This window comes from Thiomonas sp. UBA7699 (genome assembly GCF_002482605.1).
In the GTDB taxonomy this organism is placed as follows: domain Bacteria; phylum Pseudomonadota; class Gammaproteobacteria; order Burkholderiales; family Burkholderiaceae_C; genus Thiomonas; species Thiomonas arsenitoxydans.
In genome coordinates this window covers 24,829-50,394 of sequence record NZ_DLGH01000020.1, presented here as the reverse complement: position 1 = coordinate 50,394, position 25,566 = coordinate 24,829, and the positions used below count along the sequence as shown (strand labels likewise).

Annotated in this window: 22 protein-coding genes, 1 tRNA gene and 2 pseudogenes; 15 read left to right on the top strand and 10 right to left on the bottom strand. The window is 63.3% G+C overall.

The window, feature by feature from the left end; translation table 11 throughout:
• The first annotated feature begins 1 nt into the window (after position 1).
• The 3 genes from ftsA to lpxC all read left to right on the top strand — a co-directional run bounded on the left by ftsA (position 2) and on the right by lpxC (position 3,796).
• The gene (ftsA, locus tag B3H47_RS08830; protein ID WP_156054172.1) at positions 2-1,246 is read left to right on the top strand and encodes a cell division protein FtsA; all 1,245 of its coding nucleotides are present in this window, start codon (positions 2-4) and stop codon (positions 1,244-1,246) included.
• A 97-nt stretch (positions 1,247-1,343) separates the two neighbouring features.
• Complete coding sequence (gene ftsZ, locus B3H47_RS08825) at positions 1,344-2,531, top strand: cell division protein FtsZ (protein ID WP_276729040.1); 1,188 nt, start codon at positions 1,344-1,346, stop codon at positions 2,529-2,531.
• A 338-nt stretch (positions 2,532-2,869) separates the two neighbouring features.
• Positions 2,870-3,796: a UDP-3-O-acyl-N-acetylglucosamine deacetylase gene (gene lpxC / locus B3H47_RS08820; RefSeq protein WP_286986753.1), complete on the top strand. Its 927-nt coding sequence runs from the start codon at positions 2,870-2,872 to the stop codon at positions 3,794-3,796.
• Positions 3,797-3,809: 13 nt separating this feature from the next.
• Here the strand turns inward: lpxC and B3H47_RS08815 are convergent, their stop codons facing one another.
• Positions 3,810-4,250, bottom strand: coding sequence for a DciA family protein (locus tag B3H47_RS08815; protein WP_286986752.1), 441 nt, complete (start codon positions 4,248-4,250; stop codon positions 3,810-3,812).
• A gap of 173 nt (positions 4,251-4,423) precedes the next feature.
• On the opposite strand from B3H47_RS08815, the pseudogene secA reads away from it, so the two are divergent.
• From secA to B3H47_RS08795, 5 genes and pseudogenes are all read left to right on the top strand, one after another.
• A pseudogene (gene secA / locus B3H47_RS08810) lies at positions 4,424-6,992 on the top strand (preprotein translocase subunit SecA); the annotation flags it as partial.
• A gap of 143 nt (positions 6,993-7,135) precedes the next feature.
• Positions 7,136-7,213 (top strand): annotated as a pseudogene (locus tag B3H47_RS15330) (SEC-C metal-binding domain-containing protein); the annotation flags it as partial.
• A 67-nt stretch (positions 7,214-7,280) separates the two neighbouring features.
• A complete protein-coding gene (gene argJ / locus B3H47_RS08805) occupies positions 7,281-8,516 on the top strand; it encodes a bifunctional glutamate N-acetyltransferase/amino-acid acetyltransferase ArgJ (protein WP_286986750.1) in 1,236 nt (411 codons plus the stop codon).
• 101 nt (positions 8,517-8,617) lie between these two features.
• Positions 8,618-9,487: an ATP-binding protein gene (locus B3H47_RS08800; protein ID WP_414718239.1), complete on the top strand. Its 870-nt coding sequence runs from the start codon at positions 8,618-8,620 to the stop codon at positions 9,485-9,487.
• The gene (locus B3H47_RS08795; protein WP_286986748.1) at positions 9,484-9,897 is read left to right on the top strand and encodes an NUDIX domain-containing protein; all 414 of its coding nucleotides are present in this window, start codon (positions 9,484-9,486) and stop codon (positions 9,895-9,897) included. Before B3H47_RS08800 ends, B3H47_RS08795 begins: the two co-directional genes overlap by 4 nt.
• A 49-nt stretch (positions 9,898-9,946) precedes the next feature.
• Here the strand turns inward: B3H47_RS08795 and B3H47_RS08790 are convergent, their stop codons facing one another.
• The 6 genes from B3H47_RS08790 to pilB all read right to left on the bottom strand — a co-directional run bounded on the left by B3H47_RS08790 (position 9,947) and on the right by pilB (position 15,558).
• A complete protein-coding gene (locus B3H47_RS08790; RefSeq protein WP_013104546.1) occupies positions 9,947-10,192 on the bottom strand; it encodes a DNA gyrase inhibitor YacG in 246 nt (81 codons plus the stop codon).
• A gap of 38 nt (positions 10,193-10,230) precedes the next feature.
• The gene (gene zapD / locus B3H47_RS08785; RefSeq protein WP_013104547.1) at positions 10,231-10,983 is read right to left on the bottom strand and encodes a cell division protein ZapD; all 753 of its coding nucleotides are present in this window, start codon (positions 10,981-10,983) and stop codon (positions 10,231-10,233) included.
• 114 nt (positions 10,984-11,097) lie between these two features.
• Positions 11,098-11,718 (bottom strand): dephospho-CoA kinase, encoded by a 621-nt coding sequence (gene coaE / locus B3H47_RS08780; protein ID WP_013104548.1) that lies wholly within the window; start codon positions 11,716-11,718, stop codon positions 11,098-11,100.
• Positions 11,715-12,584, bottom strand: a complete 870-nt coding sequence (locus B3H47_RS08775) for a prepilin peptidase (protein WP_286986747.1) — start codon at positions 12,582-12,584, stop codon at positions 11,715-11,717. Before B3H47_RS08775 ends, coaE begins: the two co-directional genes overlap by 4 nt.
• The gene (locus tag B3H47_RS08770) at positions 12,584-13,804 is read right to left on the bottom strand and encodes a type II secretion system F family protein (RefSeq protein ID WP_013104550.1); all 1,221 of its coding nucleotides are present in this window, start codon (positions 13,802-13,804) and stop codon (positions 12,584-12,586) included. Before B3H47_RS08770 ends, B3H47_RS08775 begins: the two co-directional genes overlap by 1 nt.
• A gap of 14 nt (positions 13,805-13,818) precedes the next feature.
• Positions 13,819-15,558, bottom strand: a complete 1,740-nt coding sequence (gene pilB, locus B3H47_RS08765; RefSeq protein ID WP_286986746.1) for a type IV-A pilus assembly ATPase PilB — start codon at positions 15,556-15,558, stop codon at positions 13,819-13,821.
• A 403-nt stretch (positions 15,559-15,961) separates the two neighbouring features.
• On the opposite strand from pilB, the gene B3H47_RS08760 reads away from it, so the two are divergent.
• From B3H47_RS08760 to rlmD, 7 genes are all read left to right on the top strand, one after another.
• A tRNA-Leu gene (locus tag B3H47_RS08760) sits at positions 15,962-16,054 on the top strand.
• An 82-nt stretch (positions 16,055-16,136) separates the two neighbouring features.
• The gene (gene surE, locus B3H47_RS08755) at positions 16,137-16,892 is read left to right on the top strand and encodes a 5'/3'-nucleotidase SurE (RefSeq protein ID WP_276706094.1); all 756 of its coding nucleotides are present in this window, start codon (positions 16,137-16,139) and stop codon (positions 16,890-16,892) included.
• Between the two features lie 233 nt (positions 16,893-17,125).
• Entirely contained in the window at positions 17,126-17,740 is a 615-nt protein-coding gene (locus B3H47_RS08750) for a protein-L-isoaspartate(D-aspartate) O-methyltransferase (protein ID WP_286730635.1), read from the top strand.
• 29 nt (positions 17,741-17,769) lie between these two features.
• Positions 17,770-18,735 (top strand): peptidoglycan DD-metalloendopeptidase family protein, encoded by a 966-nt coding sequence (locus B3H47_RS08745; RefSeq protein ID WP_286986745.1) that lies wholly within the window; start codon positions 17,770-17,772, stop codon positions 18,733-18,735.
• Positions 18,736-18,743: 8 nt separating this feature from the next.
• Positions 18,744-19,799, top strand: a complete 1,056-nt coding sequence (gene rpoS / locus B3H47_RS08740) for an RNA polymerase sigma factor RpoS (RefSeq protein ID WP_276706099.1) — start codon at positions 18,744-18,746, stop codon at positions 19,797-19,799.
• A 58-nt stretch (positions 19,800-19,857) separates the two neighbouring features.
• A complete protein-coding gene (locus B3H47_RS08735) occupies positions 19,858-20,667 on the top strand; it encodes a 3'-5' exonuclease (RefSeq protein ID WP_276706101.1) in 810 nt (269 codons plus the stop codon).
• Positions 20,668-20,686: 19 nt separating this feature from the next.
• The gene (rlmD, locus tag B3H47_RS08730) at positions 20,687-22,135 is read left to right on the top strand and encodes a 23S rRNA (uracil(1939)-C(5))-methyltransferase RlmD (RefSeq protein WP_286986744.1); all 1,449 of its coding nucleotides are present in this window, start codon (positions 20,687-20,689) and stop codon (positions 22,133-22,135) included.
• Positions 22,136-22,199: 64 nt separating this feature from the next.
• Here the strand turns inward: rlmD and B3H47_RS08725 are convergent, their stop codons facing one another.
• The 3 genes from B3H47_RS08725 to lysS all read right to left on the bottom strand — a co-directional run bounded on the left by B3H47_RS08725 (position 22,200) and on the right by lysS (position 25,509).
• Positions 22,200-22,901 (bottom strand): Bax inhibitor-1/YccA family protein, encoded by a 702-nt coding sequence (locus tag B3H47_RS08725; protein ID WP_013104558.1) that lies wholly within the window; start codon positions 22,899-22,901, stop codon positions 22,200-22,202.
• A 137-nt stretch (positions 22,902-23,038) separates the two neighbouring features.
• On the bottom strand, positions 23,039-23,983 hold the full coding sequence (locus B3H47_RS08720; RefSeq protein WP_286986743.1) for a carbohydrate kinase family protein: 945 nt from the start codon (positions 23,981-23,983) through the stop codon (positions 23,039-23,041).
• Positions 23,984-23,988: 5 nt separating this feature from the next.
• Positions 23,989-25,509, bottom strand: coding sequence for a lysine--tRNA ligase (lysS, locus tag B3H47_RS08715; protein WP_286986742.1), 1,521 nt, complete (start codon positions 25,507-25,509; stop codon positions 23,989-23,991).
• Positions 25,510-25,566 lie beyond the last annotated feature (57 nt).

Below are 25,566 nucleotides of genomic sequence, written 5' to 3'. Positions count from 1 at the left end.
TATGGCCAAGGACTACAAGGATCTGGTGGTGGCGCTGGACATCGGCACCTCCAAAGTGCTGGTGGTGGTGGCTGAAATGCTGGCCGATCGCGACAACCCGGCGGCGGGATTCAAGATCGTCGGCATGGGCCAGGCGCCGACCGCGGGCATGCGCCGCGGGGTGGTGGTGGACATCGAGGCGACGGTGCAATCCATCCAGGCGGCCTTGAAGGAAGCCGAGCTGATGGCTGATTGCAAGATCACCCATGTGATCACCGGCATCACCGGCAGCCACATCCGCGGGCAGAACTCGCACGGCATGGTGGCCATCAAGGATCGCGAAGTCACGCAGGCCGATGTCACCCGCGTGATCGAAACCGCCAAGGCGGTGAACATTCCGGCGGATCAGCGCTTGCTGCTGGTCGAGCCGCAGGAGTTCATCATCGACGGCCAGGACGTGAAAGAGCCGGTGGGCATGAGCGGCGTGCGGCTGGAGGTGAACGTGCACATCGTCACCGGGGCGCAGACTGCCGCGGAAAACGTGCTCAAGTGCGTGCGCCGCTGCGGCCTGGAGGTCGAGCAACTGGTGCTGCACCCGCTGGCGTCTAGCCACGCCGTGCTCACCGAGGACGAGAAGGAACTCGGCGTGGCGGTGGTGGACATCGGCGCCGGCGTGACCGACATCGCCATCTACACCGGGGGCGCCATCCGCCATACCGCCATCATTCCGGTGGCCGGCGAGCTGGTCACCAGCGATATCGCCATGGCCCTGCGCACGCCCACGCGCGACGCCGAAGACATCAAGATCGAGCACGGCATCGCCAAGCAGGTACTCGCTAACCCGGAAGAGACGCTGGAGGTGCCGGGGCTGGGCGACCGCGGGCCGCGCATGCTGTCGCGGCAGGTGCTCGCCAGCGTGATCGAGCCGCGTACCGAAGAAATTTTCGCGCTGGCACAGCAGGTCATTCGCGATTCCCACTTCGAGGAAGTGCTGTCCTCCGGCGTGGTGCTCTGCGGCGGTTCGGCGCAGATGCCCGGCATGGTCGAACTGGCAGAAGACATTTTTCTCAAGCCGGTGCGCGTAGGCGCGCCCAGCTACACCGGCCCGCTGGCCGACATGGTGCGCAATCCGCGCATGGCCACGGTCATGGGGCTGTTGGCCGAGGCCTTGCACCAGCGGCAGCGCGGCGCACGCCTTGCGCAAAAGAGCAGTTCAGTCAAGGGCTCGCTGGGACGTTTGCGCGAGTGGTTTGCAGGGAATTTTTGAGTTCTGCGGGGCGGTGCCCGGAGGGTCCGGGTGCCGCCCCGCAGAGTGTGTTCGGCGGGCGTAGGGTGCGTCAGCCGGTTTTTAACGGAGGTGTGACATGGCTTTTGAAATGATCGAGAACGACGCCCACAGCGCGTTCAACCAGGGAACCAACATCAAGGTGATCGGTGTTGGCGGCGGCGGCGGCAACGCGGTCGAACACATGATCGCCTCGGGCGTGCGTGGGGTGGAGTTCATCTGCGCCAACACCGATGCCCAGGCGCTCAAGACCTCGGGTGCGCACCAGTTCCTGCAACTGGGCAAGACGGGTCTGGGCGCCGGCGGCAAGCCGGTGGTCGGGCGCGAGGCGGCGGATCAGGCGCGTGGCCAGATTCGTGATGCGCTCGAAGGCGCGCACATGCTGTTCATCACGGCCGGCATGGGCGGCGGCACCGGCACGGGCGCCGCGCCGGTGATCGCCAAGATCGCCCGCGAAATGGGCATCCTCACCGTGGCCGTGGTGACGCGCCCGTTCGACTTCGAGGGCTCCAAGCGCATGGCCAACGCCGAGCAAGGACTGGCCGAGCTGGAGGCCAATGTCGATTCGCTCATCGTCGTGCTCAATGAAAAGCTGCTGGAGGTTTACGGCGATGACATCAGCCAGAAAGAGGCCTTCGCCAAGGCCAACGACGTGCTGAAGAACGCCACTGGCGGCATTGCCGAGATCATCAATGTGCCGGGCCTGATCAACGCCGACTTCGAGGACGTGAAGAGCGTGATGGGCGAGCCGGGCAAGGCGATGATGGGCACTGCGGTGGCCAGCGGCCCCGACCGCGCCCGTCTGGCGGCCGAGCAGGCTGTGGTCTGCCCGCTGCTCGACGGCGTCGATCTCTCGGGCGCCAAGGGCGTGCTGGTGAACATCACCGCAGACGACTCGCTGCGCCTGGGCGAAACGCGCGAGGCGATGAACGCCATCCGCGCCTATGCCTCGCCGGAAGCCAACATCATTTTCGGCACGGTCAACGACCCGACCATGGGCGATTCGCTGCGCGTCACTGTGCTGGCTACGGGCTTGTGCGGCAAGGCCGAAAAGGCCGCGCCGGAACTCACCATCATCCGCACCGGCACCGACAACATGCCGCTGCGCACGCAGGGCTATGGCGGCCAGGCCGGCGCGGATCCGTATCAAAGCCCGGCGATCTGGCGTAGTGGCCGCGGCGCACCGTCGGCGCACGTGAACGCGCTGATGCAAAGCGGTATGGAGGAAATGGAAATTCCGGCTTTCCTGCGCAAGCAGGCGGACTGAGCCTTTCCGCGAAAAACGCGCCCGGTGACGGGACGCGGCGATGCACTGTGGCGGCATGGGCCGTACCGCTGAGCTAGCCCGTCCCCCCGACGGAGTGACCCGACTCCGCATGGGTTTGTCGCCGCCGCGCAGGAGCAAAGGCGTTGCTGCGCTCTGACAGATCACCTCCCTGTCAGAGCACGGCAACGCGGGTCAACTAAGCGGGTCAACGACGCGGGCCAGCAACGCTGGCCGAAAGCGCCTCGGTGCTCCTTCAGGGTCTTCAGCAGAATTCAGGCTTGGCACCTAGAATGCATAGCATCTGGCAATCAAATTAAGAATTCTCATAAGTTATTGACATGTTGGCGCAACGCACCATTCAATCCGTCAACCGCGCTGTCGGCGTGGGCCTGCACAGCAGTGAGCGGGTGGAACTGACCCTGCGCCCCGCCCCGCCCGATACGGGCATCGTGTTCACCCGTACCGATCTGAGCGAGCCGGTCGAAATTCCGCTGAGTCCGTTTGCCGTGGTGGATACGCGCATGGCGACCACGCTGGGGCGCGACGACGTGAAGATCTACACCGTTGAGCATTTGCTGTCGGCCTGCTCCGGTCTGGGGATCGACAATCTGTATATCGACGTCACGGCGGAAGAAATCCCCATACTCGACGGCTCAGCGTCTTCGTTCGTTTATTTGCTGCAATCGGCAGGCATCGCACTGCAAAACGCACCGAAAAGATTCATCCGCGTACGCAAGCCCGTTGAATTGCGGCTCGGGCAGGGCAGCGACCTAAAATGGGCGCGACTGGATCCCTTCGACGGCTTCAAGCTGAGTTTCGACATCGATTTCGACCACCCCGCCGTCAATCAGACCGCGCAGTCCACGGTGTTTGAGCTGGGGCGCGACTCGTACGTGAAAGACATCGCCCGCGCTCGCACCTTCGGCTTCATGCGCGATGTCGAAACCCTGCGCAGCAATGGGCTGGCGCTGGGAGGCAGCATGGAAAACGCCATCGTCATGGACGAATACCGCGTGCTCAATCAGGAAGGGCTGCGCTTCGACGATGAGTTCGTCAAACACAAGACGCTCGATGCCATCGGCGATCTGTACGTAGCGGGCAAGGCGCTGATCGGCGCGTACAGCGCCTTTCGCAGCGGCCACATGGTCAACAATCTGCTGCTGCGCGAACTCTTTGCCGATGAATCCAGCTACGAGATCGTCAGCTTCGAAGACGCCACCCGCGCCCCGGCGGGTTTTCGCGCCGTTCCCACCTTCGCTTTTTGACCGTTCGAAGGCCCTAGTCGGCCTGTTCCAGCAGTTGACGCAATCTTGCCTTGACCGCATCCGGGCATGAGGGCGGCTGGGTCGCTGTCGGGGCCGTTTGCGGCCCACGCTCTGCCCGTGGCTGTACCCGGATGCGCATGTCGCGCAGGGCGAAGCCGCGGTCCTGCAAGTGCCGCAGCAGGGTCGGCTTGAACTGACTGAGCTTGGCGGCCACCGCGCTCGAACTGGCGGTCAGGCTCCACACCCCGTCCTGCCAGCGCCCCGCCTGCACGCCGTCCAGCAAAGCCGGGGGTAGCAAGGGACGGGCGGATTGCCACATCTGGTGCGAAAGCGTGGCCGCATCGCGCAGCGCGGCTATGGGCGGAGAAACGCGCGCCCAGGCCGATAGCGATGCGGCGCCTTTCTGGATAAAAGGCGCAGGCGACACGGCGGCGGATGGACGTTGGGTGGGCATGGGAAGAGGGAACAGACTGGAAATCCTAGAGTCCACCCCCATTGTGCCAGGGTGCGGACGGTCAAAACGCACGCATACAATGAAATGTTCTCGGAAAACTAGGCGGGTGTCAGCCGCCTCGGTCTTCCCTCAAAACCATACTCAAAGACTGCGGGCCTGGAGTCCGCCTTCCCATGCCAGTCAAATTCCTCACCAGTCTGTTCGGTAGCCGCAACGAACGTTTGCTGCGCCAGTACCGGCGCGTGGTCGAGCGCATCAACGCCCTGGAACCGCAATTCGAAAGACTCAGCGACGATGAACTCAAGGCCAAGACCGCCGAGTTTCGCCAGCAGGTGGCCAATGGCCGCAGTCTCGATGATCTGCTGCCAGAGGCCTTTGCCGTGGTACGCGAAGGGGGCAAGCGGGCGTTGAAAATGCGGCACTTCGATGTGCAGATGATCGGCGGCATGGCGCTTCACAACGGCAAGATCGCCGAAATGCGTACCGGCGAGGGCAAGACCCTGGTGGGCACGTTGCCGGTTTATCTCAACGCGCTCTCGGGCAAAGGCGTGCATGTGGTCACGGTGAACGACTATCTGGCCCGGCGTGATGCCGAGTGGATGAGCCGCCTCTACACCTTCCTCGGTTTGAGCGTGGGCATCAACCTGCCCAATATGACCAAGCCAGAGAAGCAGGCGGCCTACGCTGCCGATGTGACCTACGGCACCAACAACGAGTACGGTTTCGATTACCTGCGCGACAACATGGTGTACGAGCCGGCCGAGCGGGTGCAGCGCGGGCTGAACTATGCGCTAATCGACGAGGTCGACTCCATTCTGATCGACGAGGCGCGCACGCCGCTGATCATTTCTGGTCAGGCTGACGACAACACCGATCTTTACAAGAAGATCAACGTCATCGTCCCGCGGCTGGAGCGTCAGATCGGCGAGGAAGACCCGATCACCGGCAAAGGTGTGGAGAAACCCGGCGATTTCACCGTCGATGAGAAAGCGCATCAGGTGTTCCTCACCGAGTCGGGCCACGAAAAGACCGAGGCCATCCTCACCGAAATGGGGCTGATTCCCCCGGGCACCACGCTGTACGACGCGGCCAACATCGCGCTGATGCACCATGTGTATGCGGCGCTGCGCGCCAATCACCTCTACCACCGCGACCAGCATTATGTGGTGCAGAACGGCGAGGTCATCATCGTCGATGAGTTCACCGGCCGCATCATGGCGGGCCGCCGCTGGTCCGACGGGCTGCATCAGGCGGTGGAAGCTAAGGAAGGCGTGGACATCCAGAGCGAGAACCAGACGCTGGCCTCGATCACTTTCCAGAACTATTTCCGCATGTACGCCAAGCTCGGCGGCATGACAGGCACGGCCGATACTGAGGCCTTCGAGTTTCAGGAAATCTACAAGCTCGAGACCGTGGTCATCCCGACCAACAAGCCCATCCGCCGCAAGGATGCGCAGGACAAGGTGTACAAAACCGCGCACGAGCGCGATCTGGCCGTGGTCGAAGACATCCGCGACTGCCACGAGCGCGGCCAGCCGGTGTTGGTGGGCACCACCTCCATCGAGAGCAGCGAAAAACTCTCGATGCTGCTGCAGCAGAAAAAGCTGCCGCATCAGGTGCTCAACGCCAAGCAACACGCGCGCGAAGCCGAGATCGTGGCGCAGGCCGGACGCCCGGGCATGATCACCATCGCCACCAATATGGCCGGTCGGGGCACCGACATCGTGCTCGGCGGCAATGTGGAAAAACAGTGCGAGATCATCGAGGCCGACCCCAATCTGTCGGACGAGGAAAAAGCCGCCAAGGTGCACACCCTCAAGAGCGAATGGCAATCGCTGCACGACCAGGTGATTGCCGCAGGCGGCCTGCACATCATCGGCACCGAGCGGCATGAAAGCCGCCGGATCGACAACCAGCTACGCGGTCGTTCCGGGCGGCAAGGCGACCCCGGCTCCACCCGCTTTTACCTCTCGCTCGATGACGCGCTGATGCGCATTTTTGCTGGCGACCGCGTCAAGGCCATCATGGAACGGCTGAAAATGCCCGAGGGCGAAGCCATCGAAGCCGGCATGGTGACGCGCTCGATCGAGAGCGCGCAGCGCAAGGTCGAGGCGCGCAACTTCGACATTCGCAAGCAACTGCTCGAATACGACGACGTGTCCAACGAGCAGCGCAAGATCATCTATCAGCAGCGCAATGAACTGCTCGACTCCACCGAGGTCAGCGAGCAGATCACCTCACTGCGCCAGGGCGCCTTCTCCGATCTGGTGCGCGCCTATGTGCCCGAGCAGAGCATGGAAGAGCAGTGGGATATTCCCGGCCTCGAAAAAGTGCTGCGCGATGAATGGCAGATCGAGCTGCCGCTCAAAGAGTGGCTGGAGTCTGACGAGAACATGACCGATGAGGACGTGCTCGAGCGCGTGCTCGAAGCCGCCGACACCGCTTACTCCACCAAGGTCGATCTGGTCGGACGCGACAACTTCGCCCAGTTCGAGCGCGTGGTGCTGTTGCAGACCCTCGACCAGCAATGGCGCGAGCATCTGTCGTCGCTCGATCATTTGCGCCAGGGCATCCACCTGCGCGGCTATGCGCAAAAGCAGCCCAAGCAGGAATACAAGCGCGAGGCGTTCGAGCTGTTTGGCATGATGCTCGATTCGGTGAAGTCCGAAGTCACCCGCGTGCTGATGACCGTGCAGGTGCAAAGCCCGGAGCAGGCCGAACAAGCCGCCGAGAACATGGAGCAGCAGGCGCAGCGCATCCACATCAACTTCCAGCATGCCGATGCGACATCCGGCATTTCCGTGCTCGACAGCACCGAGGCGGCGCTGGCCGGCATGGCTGTCGCAGGCGCCGCCGCCGCTGCATCGCTGCCGGAAAATCCTTACCCCAAGGTCGGCCGCAACGATCCCTGCCCTTGCGGCAGCGGCAAGAAATACAAGCATTGCCACGGCAAGCTGAGTTGAACCTGGCTGCAGGGCCCGTCGGGCCTGCAGCCCATCCTGAATGGCATCACGTTGTGGAGAGTCTGTCATGGCGGTGAATCTTCAAGTCCCTGATCCCAGTCGCCTGCACGCCGTTGAGGGCGTTTTGCTGGGTGTCGCCGAGGCGCAGATCCGCAAGCCGGGGCGCAAGGATGTCACCGTGATCCAGATCGCACCCGGCGCCAGCGTGGCGGGAGTGTTCACCCAGAACCGGTTTTGCGCCGCACCGGTGCAGGTGTGCCGCGAGCATCTGCAAAGCACGGGCGGGCAGGACGTGCGCGCCCTGGTCATCAACACCGGCTGCGCCAATGCCGGAACCGGCGCTCAGGGTCTGGCCGATGCGCGGCAGACCTGCGTGGAACTGGCGGGCCTGCTTGGCGTGCAGCCCGAGCAGGTGCTGCCGTTTTCCACCGGCGTGATTCTTGAGCCGCTGCCCATGCAGCGCCTGATCGACGGCCTGCCCGCGGCGATTGCCGCAGCGCGCAGCGAAGGTTGGCTCGATGCCGCTGCCGCCATCATGACCACCGACACCTTGCCCAAGGCGGCCAGCACGCAGGTGGCGATTGACGGCGTCACCGTGACGCTCACCGGCATCAGCAAAGGCGCGGGCATGATCCGCCCGAATATGGCGACCATGCTCGGCTTCATCGCCACGGATTGCGCGGTCGCGCCCGAAGTGCTGCAGCAGCTCACCCGCGCCGCGGCGGACGAGTCGTTCAACAGCATCACCATCGACGGCGACACCTCGACCAACGATTCCCTCGTCGTCGTTGCCACGGGCAAGACGGATCTGGCGAAAATCACCCGCGCGGACAGCCCTCAGGCGCAGGCCTTGCAGGCCGCGCTCACCGCGCTGGCGCAGCAACTCGCCCAGGCCATCGTGCGCGACGGCGAAGGCGCCACCAAGTTCATCAGCGTGCGGGTCGAAGGCGCACGCAGCCGCGACGAAGCGCGCCTGGTGGCCTATGCCGTGGCGCATTCGCCTTTGGTGAAAACCGCGTTCTTCGCCAGCGACCCGAATCTGGGCCGCATTCTGGCGGCAGTGGGCTACGCCGGGGTGACCGATCTCGACGTGGAGGGCGTCGATCTTTATCTTGACGACGTGCATGTCGCCACGCGCGGCGGCCGTCATCCCGCTTACCGCGAGGAAGAGGGCCAACGCGTGATGAAACAGGCCGAGATCACCGTGCGCATCGCCTTGGGCCGCGGCGCGGCGGCGGCGACGGTGTGGACCTGCGATCTGTCGCACGACTATGTGTCCATCAATGCCGATTACCGCTCCTGAAACCCATGCCGACCCAAACCGGAACCCGCCGCAAGACGGCCCGCACCCAAGCCCGCGTTGAAGTGGATGCTCCTCGTGCCGATGCGCCAGTTTCCATTGATCTGAGCGGCCAGCTTGCCGCGCTGTTTCAACGCGCCCATGGCCTGCTCGATCGGCTGGAAACGCTGCTGCCCACTCCGCTGTCCGAGCCCGACTGGGCGGCGTCGGTCGCCTTTCGCTGGATCAGCAAGGGCGGGCGCAAGCAGCTGGTGCCCGTGCACAAGCTCTCGCCCATCACTTACGACGATCTGATCGGCATCGAAGATCAACGCCGCAAGGTCGAGCGCAATACCCGCCAGTTCGTGCAGGGCAAACCGGCCAACAATGTGCTCATCACTGGCTCGCGCGGCACGGGCAAATCGTCCCTGGTCAAGGCCAGTCTGAACAAATTCGCGCGCCAAGGGTTGCGTCTCATCGAGGTGGACAAGGCCGATCTGGTCGATCTGCCCGAACTCACCGACCTGCTCGCAGATCGTCCCGAGCGTTTCATCGTGTTCAGCGACGATCTGTCGTTCGAGGAAGGCGAGCCGGGCTACAAGGCGCTCAAATCGGTGCTCGATGGCTCGGTCAGCGCGACTGCCGACAACGTGCTGATCTACGCCACCTCCAACCGACGGCATCTCATGCCCGAGTATCTGCAGGAGAACCTGAGCTACAAGCATCTCGAGAATGGCGAGATCCACCCCGGCGAAGTGGTGGAAGAAAAAATTTCCCTGTCCGAGCGTTTCGGGCTCTGGGTGAGTTTCTATCCCTACAGTCAAGACGACTATCTGCGCATCGCCGAGCATTGGTTGCGCGCCTTCGGCGTGGCCGACAAGCAGATGGACAAAGCCTTGCAGGAGTCGCTGGTCTGGGCGCTGGAGCGAGGCTCCCGGTCTGGCCGCGTGGCCTGGCAGTTCGCCCGCGACTGGGCGGGGCGCGGCGGGAAGTGAATCCGTCCCCGGCTCAGCGCACACCGGTTGCGGTGGCGGTCGGGCTGATGGTGCGCGCAGACGGCGCCTTTCTCATGGCTTCGCGCCCCGAGGGCAAGCCCTATGCGGGCTATTGGGAGTTTCCGGGCGGAAAGCTGGAAGTCGGCGAATCGTTGCAAGACGCGCTGGCCCGGGAGTTTGAAGAAGAACTGGGGGTGCGGGTGCGGCAGGCCCAGTTCTGGCGCAGCCTGCGCGTGGACTATCCCCATGCCCTGGTCGATCTGCAGTTTTGCCGCATCACCGCGTGGGACGGCGAACCGCAGGGCCGCGAAGGCCAGCAACTATCGTGGCAAACACTGCCGGTCACGCTCAGCCCGGTGCTGCCCGGCGCGTTGCCGGTGTTGGGGTGGCTGGCGCAGGAAGGGGGCTGAACGCTGCGCACGGCTCGGTGCGCGCTCAGTGGAGTCTCTCAGTGAAGTCTCAGTGGGGCTGGCCCCGGTTCTGAAGATTGCTGCGTTCGAGTTCTTGTTCCAGTGCATCTATATCAGCGGCGTCGGGTTTGGTCGGCACGCGATAGCTCTCGCTGGCCCAGGCGCCGAAATCAATCGACTTGCAACGCTCGCTGCAAAACGGTCGCCAGGGATTGCTCAGGCTGTAAACGGTGAGTGTGCCGCATTGCGGGCATCGCACCTTGGGACGCGAGGTAGGAGAAGAATCTGAGTCCATGGCAAGTTTCAAGGCCAATCAAGGACGATCAAGGACGATCAAGGACAAAGGGTCATGTCGAAAGGCACTTCATCCGTGCTGGGCGTGATGCGCCAATCGGCGTCGGGTTGCATGAAGCGCACCGACACCATCAGCCGGTGGCCGGTGATTTCCGGGATCAGGCCCAGAGCGCCGTCGATGCGCAGTCGCAGCAGTTGATACGTCTTGCCGGAGAGTTGTTGCTGGTAGGCGCCATTGACGGCCTGGATCTTGCGCGTACTGCCGGAGTCGCGCAGCAGACGCAACAGGAGTTCGATACTGCTGGCCAGCGGTGCAAAGGACTGCAGCCATTGCGCCAGATTGCTCTGGCGCTGTTGCTGCGGCAAATGCTGCCAAGCGTAATAGGCGGGCAGGTCGAATTCGCAGGTGCCGCCGGGAATGCCCGCCCGGCTGCGGATCGCCATGAGCCATTCGTTGTCCTGCAGGCTCTGGCCCACGCGGCCGTGCTGCTGACCGAGCGCCTGGTAGGCCTGATCGAGTTCGCCGAGCACGGCATCGAGCGCGGACTCGGCCACCGCCGGGTTGCCGCGATAGCCGATGAAGGTCTGCCGATGGCGTTCGAGTTCCTTGAGGATTTCAGACTTGAGATCCTGGCGGCTTGCGACATCCATGATCTCGAACAGGGTGACCAGCGCGAAATGGTGATGCTCCGGCAGGGCGCTTTGCTGCAACACATCGGCTCGGCGGAACAGGTGTTCCAGCCTGAGCAGGGTGCGCACGCGTTCGTGCAAGGGGTATTCGTACAGAATCACGGACCGATCCAGTGGGGTGCCGCAAGGGCTCAAGACCCTGTGCGAGAGATATTGGTTTGTCGTCAGCGGGTGTTGCGGCGGCTGACCGCATTGTCCTGCAAGCCGCGACCGAACTCAATTTTTGTGCACAAGTTGCAAATACTGCGCATGCAGCAAATCGACCTGATCGCTCAGGCTCTGCAGATCGCCGCTGTTGTCGATCACATCGTCAGCCACCGCCAGACGCTGCGCCCGCGTGGCCTGTGCCGCAAGAATGGCGTTGATGGTGGCAACATCCAGCCCCGAGCGCGCTTGCACCCGCGCGACCTGCATCTCGACGGGGCAATCGACCACGCAAAGGCGGTCGATCTGCGGCCGCCAGCGCGCCAGATTTTCAACCAGCAGGGGCACGACGAAAACGACATAAGCGCCTTTCCGTTGAAAGGCGGCCTCGCGCATGGCCGCGCCGATGCGAGGGTGCAGGATGGATTCGAGCCGCGCGCGAGCTTGTGGGTCGCCAAACACCCGTTGGCGCATGGCGGCGCGGTCGAGCGCGCCGCTGGCATCGCAGATTTGTTCGCCGAAGGCCTCGATAAGCGCTGGCATTGCCGCGCCCCCGGCGGCGGTGAGCTGGTGGGCCAGCACGTCAGCGTCGACTATGGCGGCGCCGAGGGCGGCAAGCCGATCGGCCGCTGCCGATTTCCCCGAGCCGATGCCGCCCGTCAGGCCAATGCGCAGGCGGGGCGCCCGGTTCATGCCCCGGAGACGGGAAGCAGCAGGGCCACCAGGGTGTTCGGCCCGATCAGCAGCAACAAAATGCCGGCGGCGGCGAGAAAGGGCCCGAAAGGAATCGGGCGGCCGCGCTCCGTCAGTTTGAGCAACTGCAAGGCGATGCCGATCACCGCGCCGCAAATGCTGGACAGCAAAATGATGGGCAGCAGCGCGGCAACGCCAAACCAGGCGCCGAGTGCAGCCAGCAGCTTGAAGTCGCCAAAGCCCATGCCCTCCTTGCCGGTCAACAGCTTGAAACCTTGGTAGACCGTCCAGAGCGCGAGGTAGCCGACAGCCGCACCCCACACCGCGCTGGAAAGCTGCTCCGGGTGCAGCCAGGCGTGCCACAGCAACCCGAGCCACAACAGGGGCAGGGTGATGCTGTCGGGCAGCAGCGTGGTGTCGAAATCGATCAAGGCCAGGGTGATCAGCGCCCAGAGCAGGACGATGTAGGCCAGACTGTCCCCGCTCGCACCCCAGCGCACGACCACCGCCGCAGTCAGCAGCGCAGTGATCAGTTCGACCAGCGGATAGCGCGGCGAAATCGTCGCGTGGCAACTCGAGCAACGCCCGCGGAGGAACAGATAGCTGAGCACCGGAATGTTCTCCCACCACAGGATCTGATGACCGCAGGACGGACAGCGCGAACGCGGTGCGATGAGATCGAAGCGTTCGGCAGGCTGGGTTTGAGCGTCCGGATGAAGCGTGGCGTGGGCATCGGCCTGCCACTGCCGCTCCATCATCACCGGCAGACGGTAGATGACCACATTCAGAAAGCTGCCCACCGCCAGACCGAACAGCCCGGCGGCCACGATCCAGAACGTCAGCGGCAGCGCGCCGAAATCGGGCATCAACCGACCACCTTGCCGAGGTTGAAAATCGGCAGGTACATCGCCACCACCAGCCCACCGATGATCACGCCGAGGAACACGATGATGATCGGCTCCAGCAGGGCCGAGAGGTTTTTCACCAACTCATCCACCTCGGCCTCATAGATGTCGGCCGCCTTGCTCAGCATCGAATCGAGCGAGCCCGACTCTTCACCGATGGAGGTGAGCTGAATGACTAGCGGCGGAAACACCCCCTGCGTCTGCATCGACGTCGTCAGGCTGGTGCCGGTAGAAACGTCTTGCTGGATTTTTTCCGTGGCGCGCAGATAAACGATGTTGCCGGCCGCGCCCCCGACGGCATCGAGCGCTTCGACCAGCGGCACTCCGGCGCCGAACATTGTGGCCAGGGTGCGAGTCCAGCGGGCCAGCGCGCCCAGCCGCACCAGTTTGCCGAAGACCGGCACGCGCAGCAGCAGCCGGTCCATGGTCTCCTGCATCTTGATGGACTTTTTCCACGACTGCAGAAAGAAGTAGCCGCCCAGGAAAATGGTGCCGAACAGGATGTACCAGTAGTGCACGAAAAAGTTGGATATGGCCACCACCATCAGCGTGGGGGCGGGCAGGCTCGCGCCGAACTGCGAGAACACATCCGTGAACACGGGCACGACGAACAGCATGATGATGGACACCACCACGAAGGCCACGACCATCACCGCAATCGGGTAGGTGAGCGCGCTCTTGATCTTGCTGCGGATGGCCAGCGACTTTTCCTGATACGTGGCCAAACGGTCGAGCACCAATTCGAGCATACCGGCCGTCTCGCCCGCTTCGACCAGGTTGCAATACAGCGCATCGAAGTATTTGGGATGTTTGCGAAAGGCGTTGGACAAACTGGTGCCGGTTTCCACATCGCCGCGGATGTCCATGATCAGCCGAGCCATGTTGGGGTTGGGGTGGCCGCGACCCACGATATCGAACGATTGCAGCAGCGGCACGCCGGCCTTGATCATGGTCGACATCTGGCGGGTGAAGGTGGAAATGTCCTTGGCCTTGATCGCCTTGCCGCTGGTCAGGCGACGCTTCTTCACCTTGGTGACCAGAATGCCCTGGCGCCGCAGCGACGCGGAGACGATGGCCTCGCTGCCCGCGCGCAACTCACCGCGCTGCAGCTTGCCTTGCCGGTCTTTCCCTTCCCACTCGAATAGCGCTTCCTTCGCCGTTCGCGCTGCCGCTGTAGCCATGGTGCTTCCCCCGTTTACTCGTTGGACACGGCGATGATTTCTTCCAGGGATGTGACCCCCTGTTTCACCTTGATCAGCCCGGACTCCCGCAGAGAACGCACGCCTTCCTTGCGTGCTTGCTGGGCGATGTCCATGGCTGTGCCGTGATTAAGGATGATGCGTTGTATTTCTTCAGTGATCGGCATGACCTGATAGATGCCGACACGCCCCTTGTAGCCGGTGCCGCCGCAAGCGTTGCACTTTCCCGCCTTGTAGGGCTTCCAGCTACCGTCTAGGTCTTCTTCGCGAAATCCGGCCTCCAGCAGCGTTTGTGCGGGCAGGTCGACCGGGGTCTTGCACTGGGTGCAAAGTTTGCGCGCCAGACGCTGCGCGGTGATGAGAATGACGCTGGACGCAATATTGAACGCGGGAACACCCATATTCATCAGGCGGGTCAACGTGGTGGGGGCGTCATTGGTGTGCACCGTGGAGAGCACCAAGTGGCCGGTTTGCGCGGCCTTGATCGAAATGTCGGCGGTTTCCAGATCGCGGATCTCGCCCACCATGATGATGTCGGGATCTTGGCGCAGGAAGGCGCGCAGCGCATTGGCGAAATTCAGCCCTGCCTTTTCGTTGACGTTGACCTGGTTGATACCGGGCAAATTGATTTCAGCCGGATCTTCGGCAGTCGAGATATTGACTCCCGGCTGATTCAGGATGTTCAGGCAGGAATAGAGCGACACGGTTTTGCCGCTGCCGGTCGGGCCTGTCACCAGAATCATGCCGTAGGGGCGATGGATCGCGCGAAGCAGCTTTTCCCGTTCCTCCGGCTCGTAGCCCAGCGCGTCGATGCCCAGCTTGGCCGAGGAAGAGTCCAGAATCCGCATCACAATTTTTTCGCCGTACAGCGTGGGCAGGGTGCTTACCCGAAAATCGATCGATTTTTCCGGGCTGATGCGCAGCTTCATGCGCCCGTCCTGCGGCACGCGGCGCTCGGCGATGTCCAGCTTGGAAATGACCTTGATGCGCGAAGCGAGCTTTTCTTTGATCGAGGCCGGGGGTTGCGCGATTTCACGCAGCTCGCCGTCCACGCGAAAGCGGATGCGATAAAAATGCTCGAAGGGCTCGAAATGCAGGTCGGAAGCGCGCATATTGATCGCGTCGATCAGCATTTTTTGCAGGAACCTGACCACCGGCGCGTCATCGACCTCAGCAGTCTGCTCCTTGGTGTCGGGTGCTTCGCTGCCGTCGCTGAGATCGCCCAGATCGAAATCTTCGCCAACCAGGGCGGAGATCTGCGAACTGGCCGATTGACCGGCCTGGTCGATGATGCGCGTGAGCTTGTCGTATTCGACGACGACCAGCTCGATCTGAGCCTGCGATTGAAACTTGATTTTGTCTTCCGCCTCGTGATCGGCTGGGTCGGCCGTCGCGACCACCAGACGGTTGCCGCGCTTGAGCAGAGGCAAAACCTTGTAGCTCTGAATGATCTTCGAGTCGATGGCCCCCGTCGCCAGACGGGTCGGGTCGTAGGCATCGAGGTCCAGCAGCGGCAATGAAAATGTTCTGCTGACCCAGTGCGCCAGATCGGGCGCATTCATCGACCCACTGCCGATCAGCGTGGCAATGAAGCTTGTACGCGTTTCCTGCCCACGCTGGTGGATCTGCTCGACCAGGGTCCGCGGCAGCAGTTCGGCCTGCACCAAGGCGTGCGCCAAGCCTGGCAAGGTCTTGGAAGGCGGCGAAGCGGATGCGGCGATCGAAGTGGCGGACATGATGCTGCAGAGAATAGGCCGCCCATAATGCGTGCGGTCGGGATGTTTTGTAAATCCTTCACGCTGCTCGCGGCATCGTGGTGGCGTGAAAAATCCACAGTTTAAAGGGGTAACGGCACGAATTTGAGGATCTTGAACGGTGTGGGCCGCAGTGGAAACGAAAACAGCGGCCAATGTGAAACGACGGTGGTCGTCTGCGAATTGGCCCTGAGCGCCAGACCGGCTCAATGCCCAGGGCGGACTCAGTAGAATTGAATTCAAGCACCGCTGTTCGGTTTTGTGCGCGTGGTCCCGGGAAACCTCCAAACGCCGCGCAAAAAAACTACGAAAACAAGTCAAGGCGCGGATTGCAGGGCGCTGTATTTCGCCTGCAAAGCCGTCGAGGCAGCGCGTGCTGCTGCTTGCCCGGATGGCGAAATTGGTAGACGCAGCGGACTTAAAATCCGCCGCTTTCCTGAAAAGGGGCGTGCGGGTTCGATTCCCGCTCCGGGCACCAACCAGCAATGACGACTTGAGTCGAAACCTTGTCGTTTTCAGGTCGGCATATTCTGGTCGCAATGACCCGATAAGATGCGGCCATGCGAATTCTTCTAGCCAACGATGATGGGTATCTGGCCCCCGGCCTTGCCGCGCTCTTTGATGGGTTGCGGGCTCACTGGGATGTGACGGTCATTGCGCCCGAACAGAACGCAAGTGCTGCCTCGAACGCGCTCACGCTGAATCGGCCTTTGTCGGTCTATACCGCCAGCAATGGTTTTCGGTATGTGAATGGCACGCCGTCAGACTGTGTGCACATCGCGCTGACGGGCTTGCTCGATTTCCGCCCCGATCTGGTGGTGAGCGGGGTGAACAACGGCGCCAATCTCGGCGACGATACGATTTATTCGGGTACGGTGGCCGCCGCGACCGAGGGTTATTTGTTCGGAATTCCCGCCTTGGCCATCTCACTGGTTGAGAAGGGCTGGGTGCATCTGGACACAGCCGTCGCCGTGGCGGTTGAGGTGGTGGCGAAACTGGTCGAAGACCTGCCGCAGCAAGCGCAATTGCTCAACCTGAACGTCCCAAACCGCCCTTTGAATGAGCTCGGCGGTGTGCGCGTGACCCGTCTGGGCAAGCGGCATCCGAGCCAGCCCGTGGTGGTACAGAAAAACCCTTATGGCGACACGATTTACTGGATCGGCGGCGCCGGTGCGGCGCTGGACCAGCAAGCGGGCACCGACTTCGATGCCATCGCTCAAGGGTGCGCCTCTCTCACGCCGCTGCAACTGGATTTGACGCACCATGCCCAGCTCCAGACCTGTGCTGCCCGTTTTGAAACGCGAGGCGGTGCGTGAGTGCGGGCAGCAAGTCGCCGCAGCGCTTTGTGCACTGGCCTGCGCGCCAAGCGATTGATGCGGCGCTGAGCAAGACGCCCACAACGCCCCCCCCGGCGAGAGGGCAGGTGGTGGGGGCGCGAACCGTTGCGTTGCCCGTCCCACGTGAACCGCAAACGCGCGGCGCGTCGCAAGGCCCCTCGCGCTGCCTGCCGCGTCAGGCCGGACTTGACTCGGACGCGGTGCGTCGCGGCATGGTCGACAAATTGCGGCAATCGGGCCACTTTGACGAGCGGGTGCTGCAGGCCTTGCAGGATGTGCCGCGCCATCATTTCGTCGATCCTGGGCTGGCCGCTCAAGCCTATCTCGACAACGCACTGCCCATCGGATTTGAACAAACCATCTCCAAGCCCTCGGTCGTGGCCCGCGGTCTGGATGCGGCGCTCAAGGCCCTGGCGCCGCGCGCCAATCTGGGCAAGGTGCTCGACATCGGCACCGGCTGTGGTTACGCCGCGGCCGTGACGGCCAGGGTGGCAGCAGACGTCTATAGCGTCGAGCGCATACGCGCGCTGCACGATCTGGCGCGCAACAATCTGCGTGCCCTGAGGGTGCCGAACCTGCGTTTGATTCTGGGCGACGGTATGCTGGGGTGCCCGCAGGGCGCCCCGTTCGACGCGATTTTGTCGGGGGCTGCGGCGCTGACTTTGCCGCAGGTCTGGCTCGATCAGTTGGTAGTGGGCGGGGTGCTCATTGCGCCCATCGGCGACCCACAGCAACTCTTGCTGTACCGCAAGCGCTCAGCGACTACATTCGACGTGCAGCCACTCGAAGGCGCCAAATTCGTCCCCTTAAAATCTGGTTTGACCTGAATCGACGTTGTTCATTGACATTGCCCACCATGCGGATCGCCCTGCTCGCCCTCACTCTTTCTGCCGCTGCCATGCTGGGCGCCTGTACCTCGGTGGCGCTGGCCCCCGTGCCGGTCGAGTCCAAGACCTTCCAGAAAGTGCCCCCGGTCTACGCGCCGCCCGCCACGGTGGCTGCGGCGCCTGCGGGCATCGCGACCGCCGCTTCGTCCTCTCTGGCGGGACAGCCGGGGTACTACACCGTGCAGCCCGGCGACACCTTGCGGCGCATTGCCCTCCAATTCGGGACGACCTGGCAGGCCCTGGCGCAATGGAACAACCTGGACGACCCGAACGTGATCGAGGTCGGTCAGGTGCTGCGCGTTGCTCCGCCACAAGGTGGGACGCAAGTCGCCGGGGCAACCGCGCCCGCTACTTCTGCCCCGTCGCTGCCAGCCGGGAGCACGGCGCAGAGCTTTGCCGTCACGCCGCTGGCGCCTGCAGCCCCGGTCACGGCGCCGCCGCCCGCTCCAAATCCCGTGAAACCCTCGGCGGCCGCTGCAGTGCCGCCCGCTCCTGTCACCCCCGCCAGCCCACCGCCCTCGGGGCCTGCGGTCATGGCCAGCAATCTGACCACAGCCACCCACGACGGCATCGTCTGGTCATGGCCGGCCAGCGGCAAGATCATTCAGGGCTTCAATGGCACGACGAGCAAAGGCATCGATATTGCGGGCAATCTGGGCGACCCGGTGTATGCCGCGGCGGCGGGTCGGGTGGTGTACGCGGGCTCGGAATTGCGCGGCTTCGGCAAGCTGATCATCATCAAGCACAACGACGATTACATCAGCGTGTACGCCCACAACAATGTCATGCTGGTAAAAGAAAACGAAACCGTGAAGCGCGGACAGAAGATCGCCGAGATGGGTTCGACCGATGCCCCACGGGTTGAACTTCACTTCGAGATCAGACTGCGCGGCAAGTCCATCAATCCCATTGGGCTCTTGCCCAAACAGCCCTGACCGCTCGCATGCCGCGCCGCCCCAAACCGGTCTCCGACTCGCCTTCTGAACAAGGGGTGTCTGTCCCAGCGGCAGGCGATCCGCCGGCCAGGTCCGCCCCACAGAACGGCGCAGAACCCTGGGAAATGATCGCGCACAAGAGCCCTGCCGCGCCGGATGCGCAGTCTGCTCCCGCGCCGACAGGCTTGCCCTGTCCACCGGCGTCCATCGGCGCCATCGACGATGAATCGGGCGTCAGTGCCCTGCAGGCCTATCTCAACCACATCCGCGCCAAACCGCTTTTCACGCCCGAGCAGGAATTCGAGGCGGCGACCCGCGCCAAGGCGGGCGATTTCGAGGCGCGTCAGGCGATGGTGGAGCACAACCTGCGACTGGTTGTGAGCATCGCCAAAGCCTATGTCGGCCGCGGCGCGGCACTGGGCGATTTGATCGAAGAGGGCAACCTCGGCCTGATTCACGCCATCGAAAAATTCGAGCCCGAACGCGGGTTTCGTTTCTCCACCTATGCGAGCTGGTGGATCCGCCAAAGCATCGAACGCGCGCTGATGCAGCAGGTGCGCACCATCCGCCTGCCGGTGCACGTCATTCGCGAACTCAACCAGGTGCTGCGGGCGCGCAAGCATCTGGAACAGGCGGCCGACTATCGCGGCCAGACCTCCGACGAAGACGTGGCCGCGCTCCTGGGGCGCAGTACGGAAGAGGTGACGGACTTGCTCGCCCTGGCCGAGCAGCCGACTTCTCTGGACGCCCTGCGCGAAACCCAGAGCGGCGAGAGTTACGCCGATCAGTTCGCCGACCAGAACGCGCTCAGCATGGAAGAGCAGACGCAGACCCGCGAAGTCGAGGCCCTGGTCGATTCCTGGGTAGGGGAGTTGGCCGAGCGTGAGCGCGAAGTGATCGAAGCCCGTTTTGGGCTGCACGGACGCGAGTTGGAAACCTTGGAGTCATTGGCGCAGCGCCTCGGCCTCACGCGTGAGCGCGTGCGCCAGATCCAGCAGGAGTCCTTGCTCAAGCTCAAGGGCCGACTGGCGCGCAATGGGGTCGACCGAGGTTCGCTGCTTTAAGGTTGGCGAAACTGGCTTGCTCTGGCTGGTTCTGCCTTGTTGATGTTTGCTTCCCGCCATGATTCGCACACCCATCGTCACCTTTGATATTGAGACCATCCCCGACCCCGCCGCGCTGCGCGCTGCGGGTCTGGCCGACCCCGAGCTTGACGACGCAGCCGCCGTGCTTCAGGCGCAGGCCCGCCGTCTGGAAAAGACCGGGAGCGATTTTCTCCCGGTGCATTGTCAGCGCGTGCTGGTCATCTCGTGCACCTTTCGCAATCACGAGGGGCTGAAAATCCACTCCTTCGTCGATCAAGGTGGGCAGGAAGGGCAGGTGGTGCAGAGCTTTTTCCGCGTGATCGAAAAGCACGCGCCTCAGCTCGTTTCCTGGAACGGGGGCGGTTTTGACCTGCCTGTGCTGCACTACCGTGGCCTGGTGCACGGGGTGATGGCGCCGAAATACTGGGATATGGGAGAAGATGACCGCGAGATGAAGTGGAATAACTACATCTCCCGCTACCACACCCGGCATCTCGATCTGATGGACCTGCTGGCGCTCTACCAGCCGCGCGCCAATGCGCCGATGGACGTGCTGGCCAAGCTGTGCGGCTTTCCCGGCAAGCTGGGCATGGACGGCAGCAAGGTTTTTGATGCCTGGCTTGCCGGGCAGACCGACGACATCCGCCGCTATTGCGAGACCGATGTCATGAACACCTATCTGTTGTATTGCCGCTTCCAGCTCATGCGCGGGTCCTTGTCCGCGAGCGAATACGCCGACGAAATCGACCTGGTGCGACACACCCTGGGCACCCTCGCGGCGCAGGAATCGCACTGGCAGGAATATCTTGCCGCCTGGCCGGAGCAAGCCGCCGCGTGGCAAGGCTAGGGTCTGTTCCAATAGCCGGATGGAACAACGATTGGAATGGCTGCAGGTCGACAGCCTGGATCTTGAGGCCCGCGGGGTCGGGCGCAGCGAAAACGGCAAAGTGGTGTTCGTCGCCAATGCCTTGCCCGGAGAACGGGTGCAGGCGCGCATCCACCGCAGCAAGCGCAACTGGGAGTCTGGCGAGGCCGTGGCCTGGGCCAGCACGGCGAGCAGCCGGGTGACGCCGCGATGCCCCCATTTCGGCGTTTGCGGCGGCTGCAGCATGCAGCATGTCGATCCGGCTGCGCAGTTGGCGTTCAAGCAGCGCATTCTCGAAGATGACTTTTGGCATTTGAGCCGCCTGAAGCCGCAACTCCTTCTGCGGCCCATTGCCGGGCCCAACTGGGGCTATCGCACCCGCGCGCGGCTGACCGTTCGCCTGGTGGTGAAAAAGGGCGGGGTGTTGGTCGGTTTTCACGAAAAAGGCTCCAGCTACGTTGCGGATATGCGCAGTTGCGCAGTTTTGCCGAGGGCAGTGTCCGATCTGTTGCTGCCCTTGCGCGAGCTGATCGCCGGCCTGTCCCGGCCTGAGCGCGCGCCGCAGATCGAACTGGCGATGGGCGATCGGGTGACCGTTCTGGTGTTGCGCCACCTCGAACCCTTGACCGACGCGGATCGGCAACGCCTGCGCGACTTTGGACAACAGCATGGCGTGCAGTGGTGGCTTCAGCCCAAAGGGCCCGATTCGGTGGCGCCGCTAGACCCCGACGCCGAACCCCTGAGCTATGCCTTGCCCGAGTTCGGCATCGTCATGCCGTTTCGCCCGACCGATTTCACCCAGGTGAATCCGCAGATCAACCGCGTGATGGTGGCGCGGGCCTTGCGTCTGCTGGGCGCCCGGCGTACCGACCGGGTGATCGACTGGTTTTGCGGTCTGGGCAATTTCACCCTGCCCATCGCCACGCAGGCGCGGCAGGTGCTGGGCGTGGAGGGCAGCGCCACGCTGGTGGCACGGGCGCTCGACAACGCCTTGCACAACGATCTGCAAGACAAAGTCGTGTTCACCGCCCGCAATCTGTTCGAGATGGATGCGGACGATCTGAAAGCCTACGGCGAGGCTGACCTGTGGTTGGTGGACCCGCCGCGCGATGGCGCGCTGGCACTGTGCAAGGCGCTGGCCGAGGCGGTGAACGGGCCGCTGGGAGCGCCGGGCGAGGAGGAGACGCGGGCCGCAGGGGAGGCAAGCGCGGCGCCCAAGCCGGTCGCACCCCCGGTCGTACCCCCGGTCGTCCCCGCGGTCGTCCCCGCGGTCGCGCCATTCAAACCGCCGCGCCGCATTGTTTATGTGTCCTGCAATCCGGCAACCTTGGCGCGTGATGCCGGCCTGCTGGTGCATCAGGCGGGTTACACCTTACGTGCCGCAGGGGTGATGAATATGTTTCCTCACACGGCCCATGTGGAATCGATGGCGGTGTTCGAACGCGATTGAGCCCATCGTTGCCCATAAAAAAACGCCCGCAATTGCGGGCGTTTTTCGTGGGACTGTTTCGCGCTTACCGGCGCCCGCCGCCACTGAAAAAGCTCAGAATGGACAGCAGGTTGACGAACACGTTGTAGATGTCGAGGTAGATCGCCAGCGTGGCGGTGATGTAGTTGGTTTCGCCGCCGTTGATCACCCGCTGCACGTCGATCAGCATGAAGGCCGAGAAAATCACAATGGCCACGACCGAGAAGGTCAGCATCAGCGCAGGCAGTTGTAGCCAGATATTGGCGATGCCCGCGAGGATGAGCAGGATCACGCCGACGAACAGCATTTTCGACAAGCCGGACAAATCACGCTTGACTACATTCGCCAGCGTGGCCATGGCGCCGAAAATCACCGCCGTGCCGCCGAAGGCCAGCATGATGAGCTGCGGCCCGTTGCTCATGCCCAGCACGAAGCCAAGCATTTGCGACAGCATGACGCCCATGAAGAAGGTGAACAGCAGCAGCAGCCCCACCCCGGCGCTGGAATTTTTGGTGCGCTCGATGGCGAACATCAGGCCGAAGGCGCCGACCAGAAAGACGATCATGGTCATGCCGGGGCTTTGCGCCATGGCGAGATTCAGCCCCGTGGCCATGCCGACCCACGCGCCGATCACGGTGGGAATGAGAGAGAGGGCCAGCAGCGAATACGTCTGCCGCAGTACCTTGTTGCGCACAGTCGCAGCGCCGCCGGGTTGGGCGTAGATGGTGTAATCGCGTTGTTCATTCATGGCAAAACTCCGTTCCTGGAAGTGGACGCTGACAGTCAGACTAACACAGGCTAAATACGTTCCACGACTCGCATTTCAATCCCGCGCGCATGAATTTGCAAGCCTTGAGAGCGCGGGTTAAGCCCGGGTTCAGGCCTTCAAGCCGCTTGCGGGGCGCTGCCATAGACGGTTTGCAGGCGTTCGAGCGCGCCCTGCAGGGTGATGTGGTGATTTTGCGGACCGTGCACGGCGATTTTTTCCGCGCCGAGCACATTGCCCAGGCGGGTGCTGTCGGCCAAGGTCCAGCCTTTGGACAGCCCGCACAATAAACCGGCGCGGAAGGCGTCGCCGCAACCGGTCGGGTCGAGCACCTGGCTGGCGGGGACACCGGGAATGTCGGTCGCGACGCCGCCCTCGCTCCAGATGCGGCAGCCGTGTTCGCCCCGGGTGACGATTACCCCGCGCACTTGGGAGGCGATGTGCTCCAAGCTCCAGCCGGTGCGCTCCACCAGCAGTTCGGCCTCGTAGTCGTTCACCGCCACCCAACTGGCTTTGGCGATGAAATCGCGCAGATCGGCGCCGTCGAACAGCGGCATGCCCTGACCCGGATCGAAGACGAACGGAATGCCGGCACGAGCAAGCTGCGCCGCATGGTCGATCATGGCCGAGCGGCCGTCTGGCGCGATGATGGCCAGACCGACCCCGGCGTCCAGCGGCACGGGTAGCTCGTGCGCCCGGCCCATGGCGCCGGGGTGGAAGGAGGTGATCTGGTTGTTGTCGCGGTCGGTGATGATGTGCGCCTGCGCGGTAAAACTGTCGGCCAGTTGCCCGACGTAAGTGCGAGCAATGTGCAGCGCATCAAGGCGGTCGAGATAGCTCTGGCCGTCCGCGCCCAGGGCGCCGAGGATGAGCGGGTCACCCCCCAGCAGCGCCAAGCTGTAGGCGATATTGCCCGCGCAACCGCCAAACTCGCGCCGCATGGTGGGCACCAGAAAGCTGATGTTCAGAATATGCACTTTGTCGGGCAGGATGTGCTCGGCAAAGCGGCCGTCGAAGGTGGTGATGGTGTCGAAGGCGAGCGAACCGCAGATGAGGGTGGACATGAGGTTCAGCCTTCGAAGCGCAGGGCGGGGAAGAGAATGACGTCGCGGATGCTGGGCGCGTCGGTGAGCAGCATGACCAGCCGGTCGATGCCGATGCCGCAGCCCCCGGCGGGCGGCATGCCGTATTCCAGTGCCCGTACATAATCGGCGTCGAAATACATGGCTTCGTCGTCGCCGGCTTCCTTGGCCTGCACTTGCGACTGAAAGCGGGCGGCCTGGTCTTCGGGGTCGTTCAGCTCGGAGAAACCGTTGGCGATTTCGCGGCCGGTGATGAATAGCTCGAAGCGCTCGGTCGTGTTCGCATCGGCATCGGCGGCGCGGGCCAGGGGCGACACTTCCACGGGATAGTCGACGATGAAGGTCGGCTCCCACAGCAGATGCTCGGCGACTTGCTCAAACAGCGCGAGTTGCAAAGCGCCCAGCCCCATGCCCTTGAGTTTGTGCGGCGCGTGATCGGCGTCGAGACGGCGCAACTCGCCGCGCAAAAAGCCGTCATCGGCCAGTTGCGCGTCGGTGTAGTCGGGGGCGTGCTTCTGGATGGCCTGCGTCAAAGTCAGCCGAGCAAACGGCGCGCTCAAGTCCAGCGTGCGCCCTTGGTGGGTGAGCACCGCAGTGCCGCAGGTGAGTTGCGCAGTGTTGCGAATCAGCGCCTCGGTGAAATCCATCTGGTCGCGGTAGGTCCACCAGGCGGCGTAAAACTCCATCATGGTGAACTCGGGGTTGTGCCGAGGGCTCAACCCCTCGTTGCGGAAGTTGCGGTTGATCTCGAACACCCGCTCGAAGCCGCCCACCAGCAGGCGCTTGAGGTAAAGCTCGGGCGCGATGCGCAGATACATCTGCTGATCGAGCGCGTTGTGATGGGTGATGAACGGCTTGGCCGCAGCACCTCCGGGAATGGGGTGCAGCATGGGCGTTTCCACCTCCATGAAACCCGCTGCCAGCATTTCGTTGCGCAGCGCCGCGATGGCCTTGCTGCGCAGCGCGAAGCGTTCGCGCGATTCTGGTGTGACGATGAGATCGACATAACGCTGGCGGTAGCGCGTTTCCACGTCTTCGAGGCCGTGAAACTTGTCGGGCAAGGGGCGCAGCGACTTGACCAGCAATCGCACCTGCTCGGCCCGAATGGTGAGCTCGCCGGTGCGTGTTTTGAACAGCACGCCCTCGCAACCGATCCAGTCGCCCAGGTCGTAGTGTTTGAAGGCCGCATGGGCCTCTTCGCCAGTGACATCGTTGGAAACGTGGATCTGAATGCGCCCCGTACCGTCCTGCAAAGTGGCGAAACTGGCCTTGCCCATCACGCGCTTGAGCATCATGCGACCCGCCACCCGCACCCGCACGTCAGCCGCTTCGAGCGCGTCGGGCTCGTCGCCCCCATGTTGCGCCTGCAGACTCATGGCCTGATGCGCAGGCTTGAAGTCGTTGGGGAACGCCGGGCCGACCTCGCGCAACGCGGAGAGTTTGGCGCGGCGCTCCGCGATGAGGTGGCTGTCGTCGGTGGCGGGCGGATGGGGGGCGTCAGTATTCATGCGGGATGGAGGGACGGTTTCTCGGAAATGTCCACGATGTCGAAGCGGTGCGGGGTG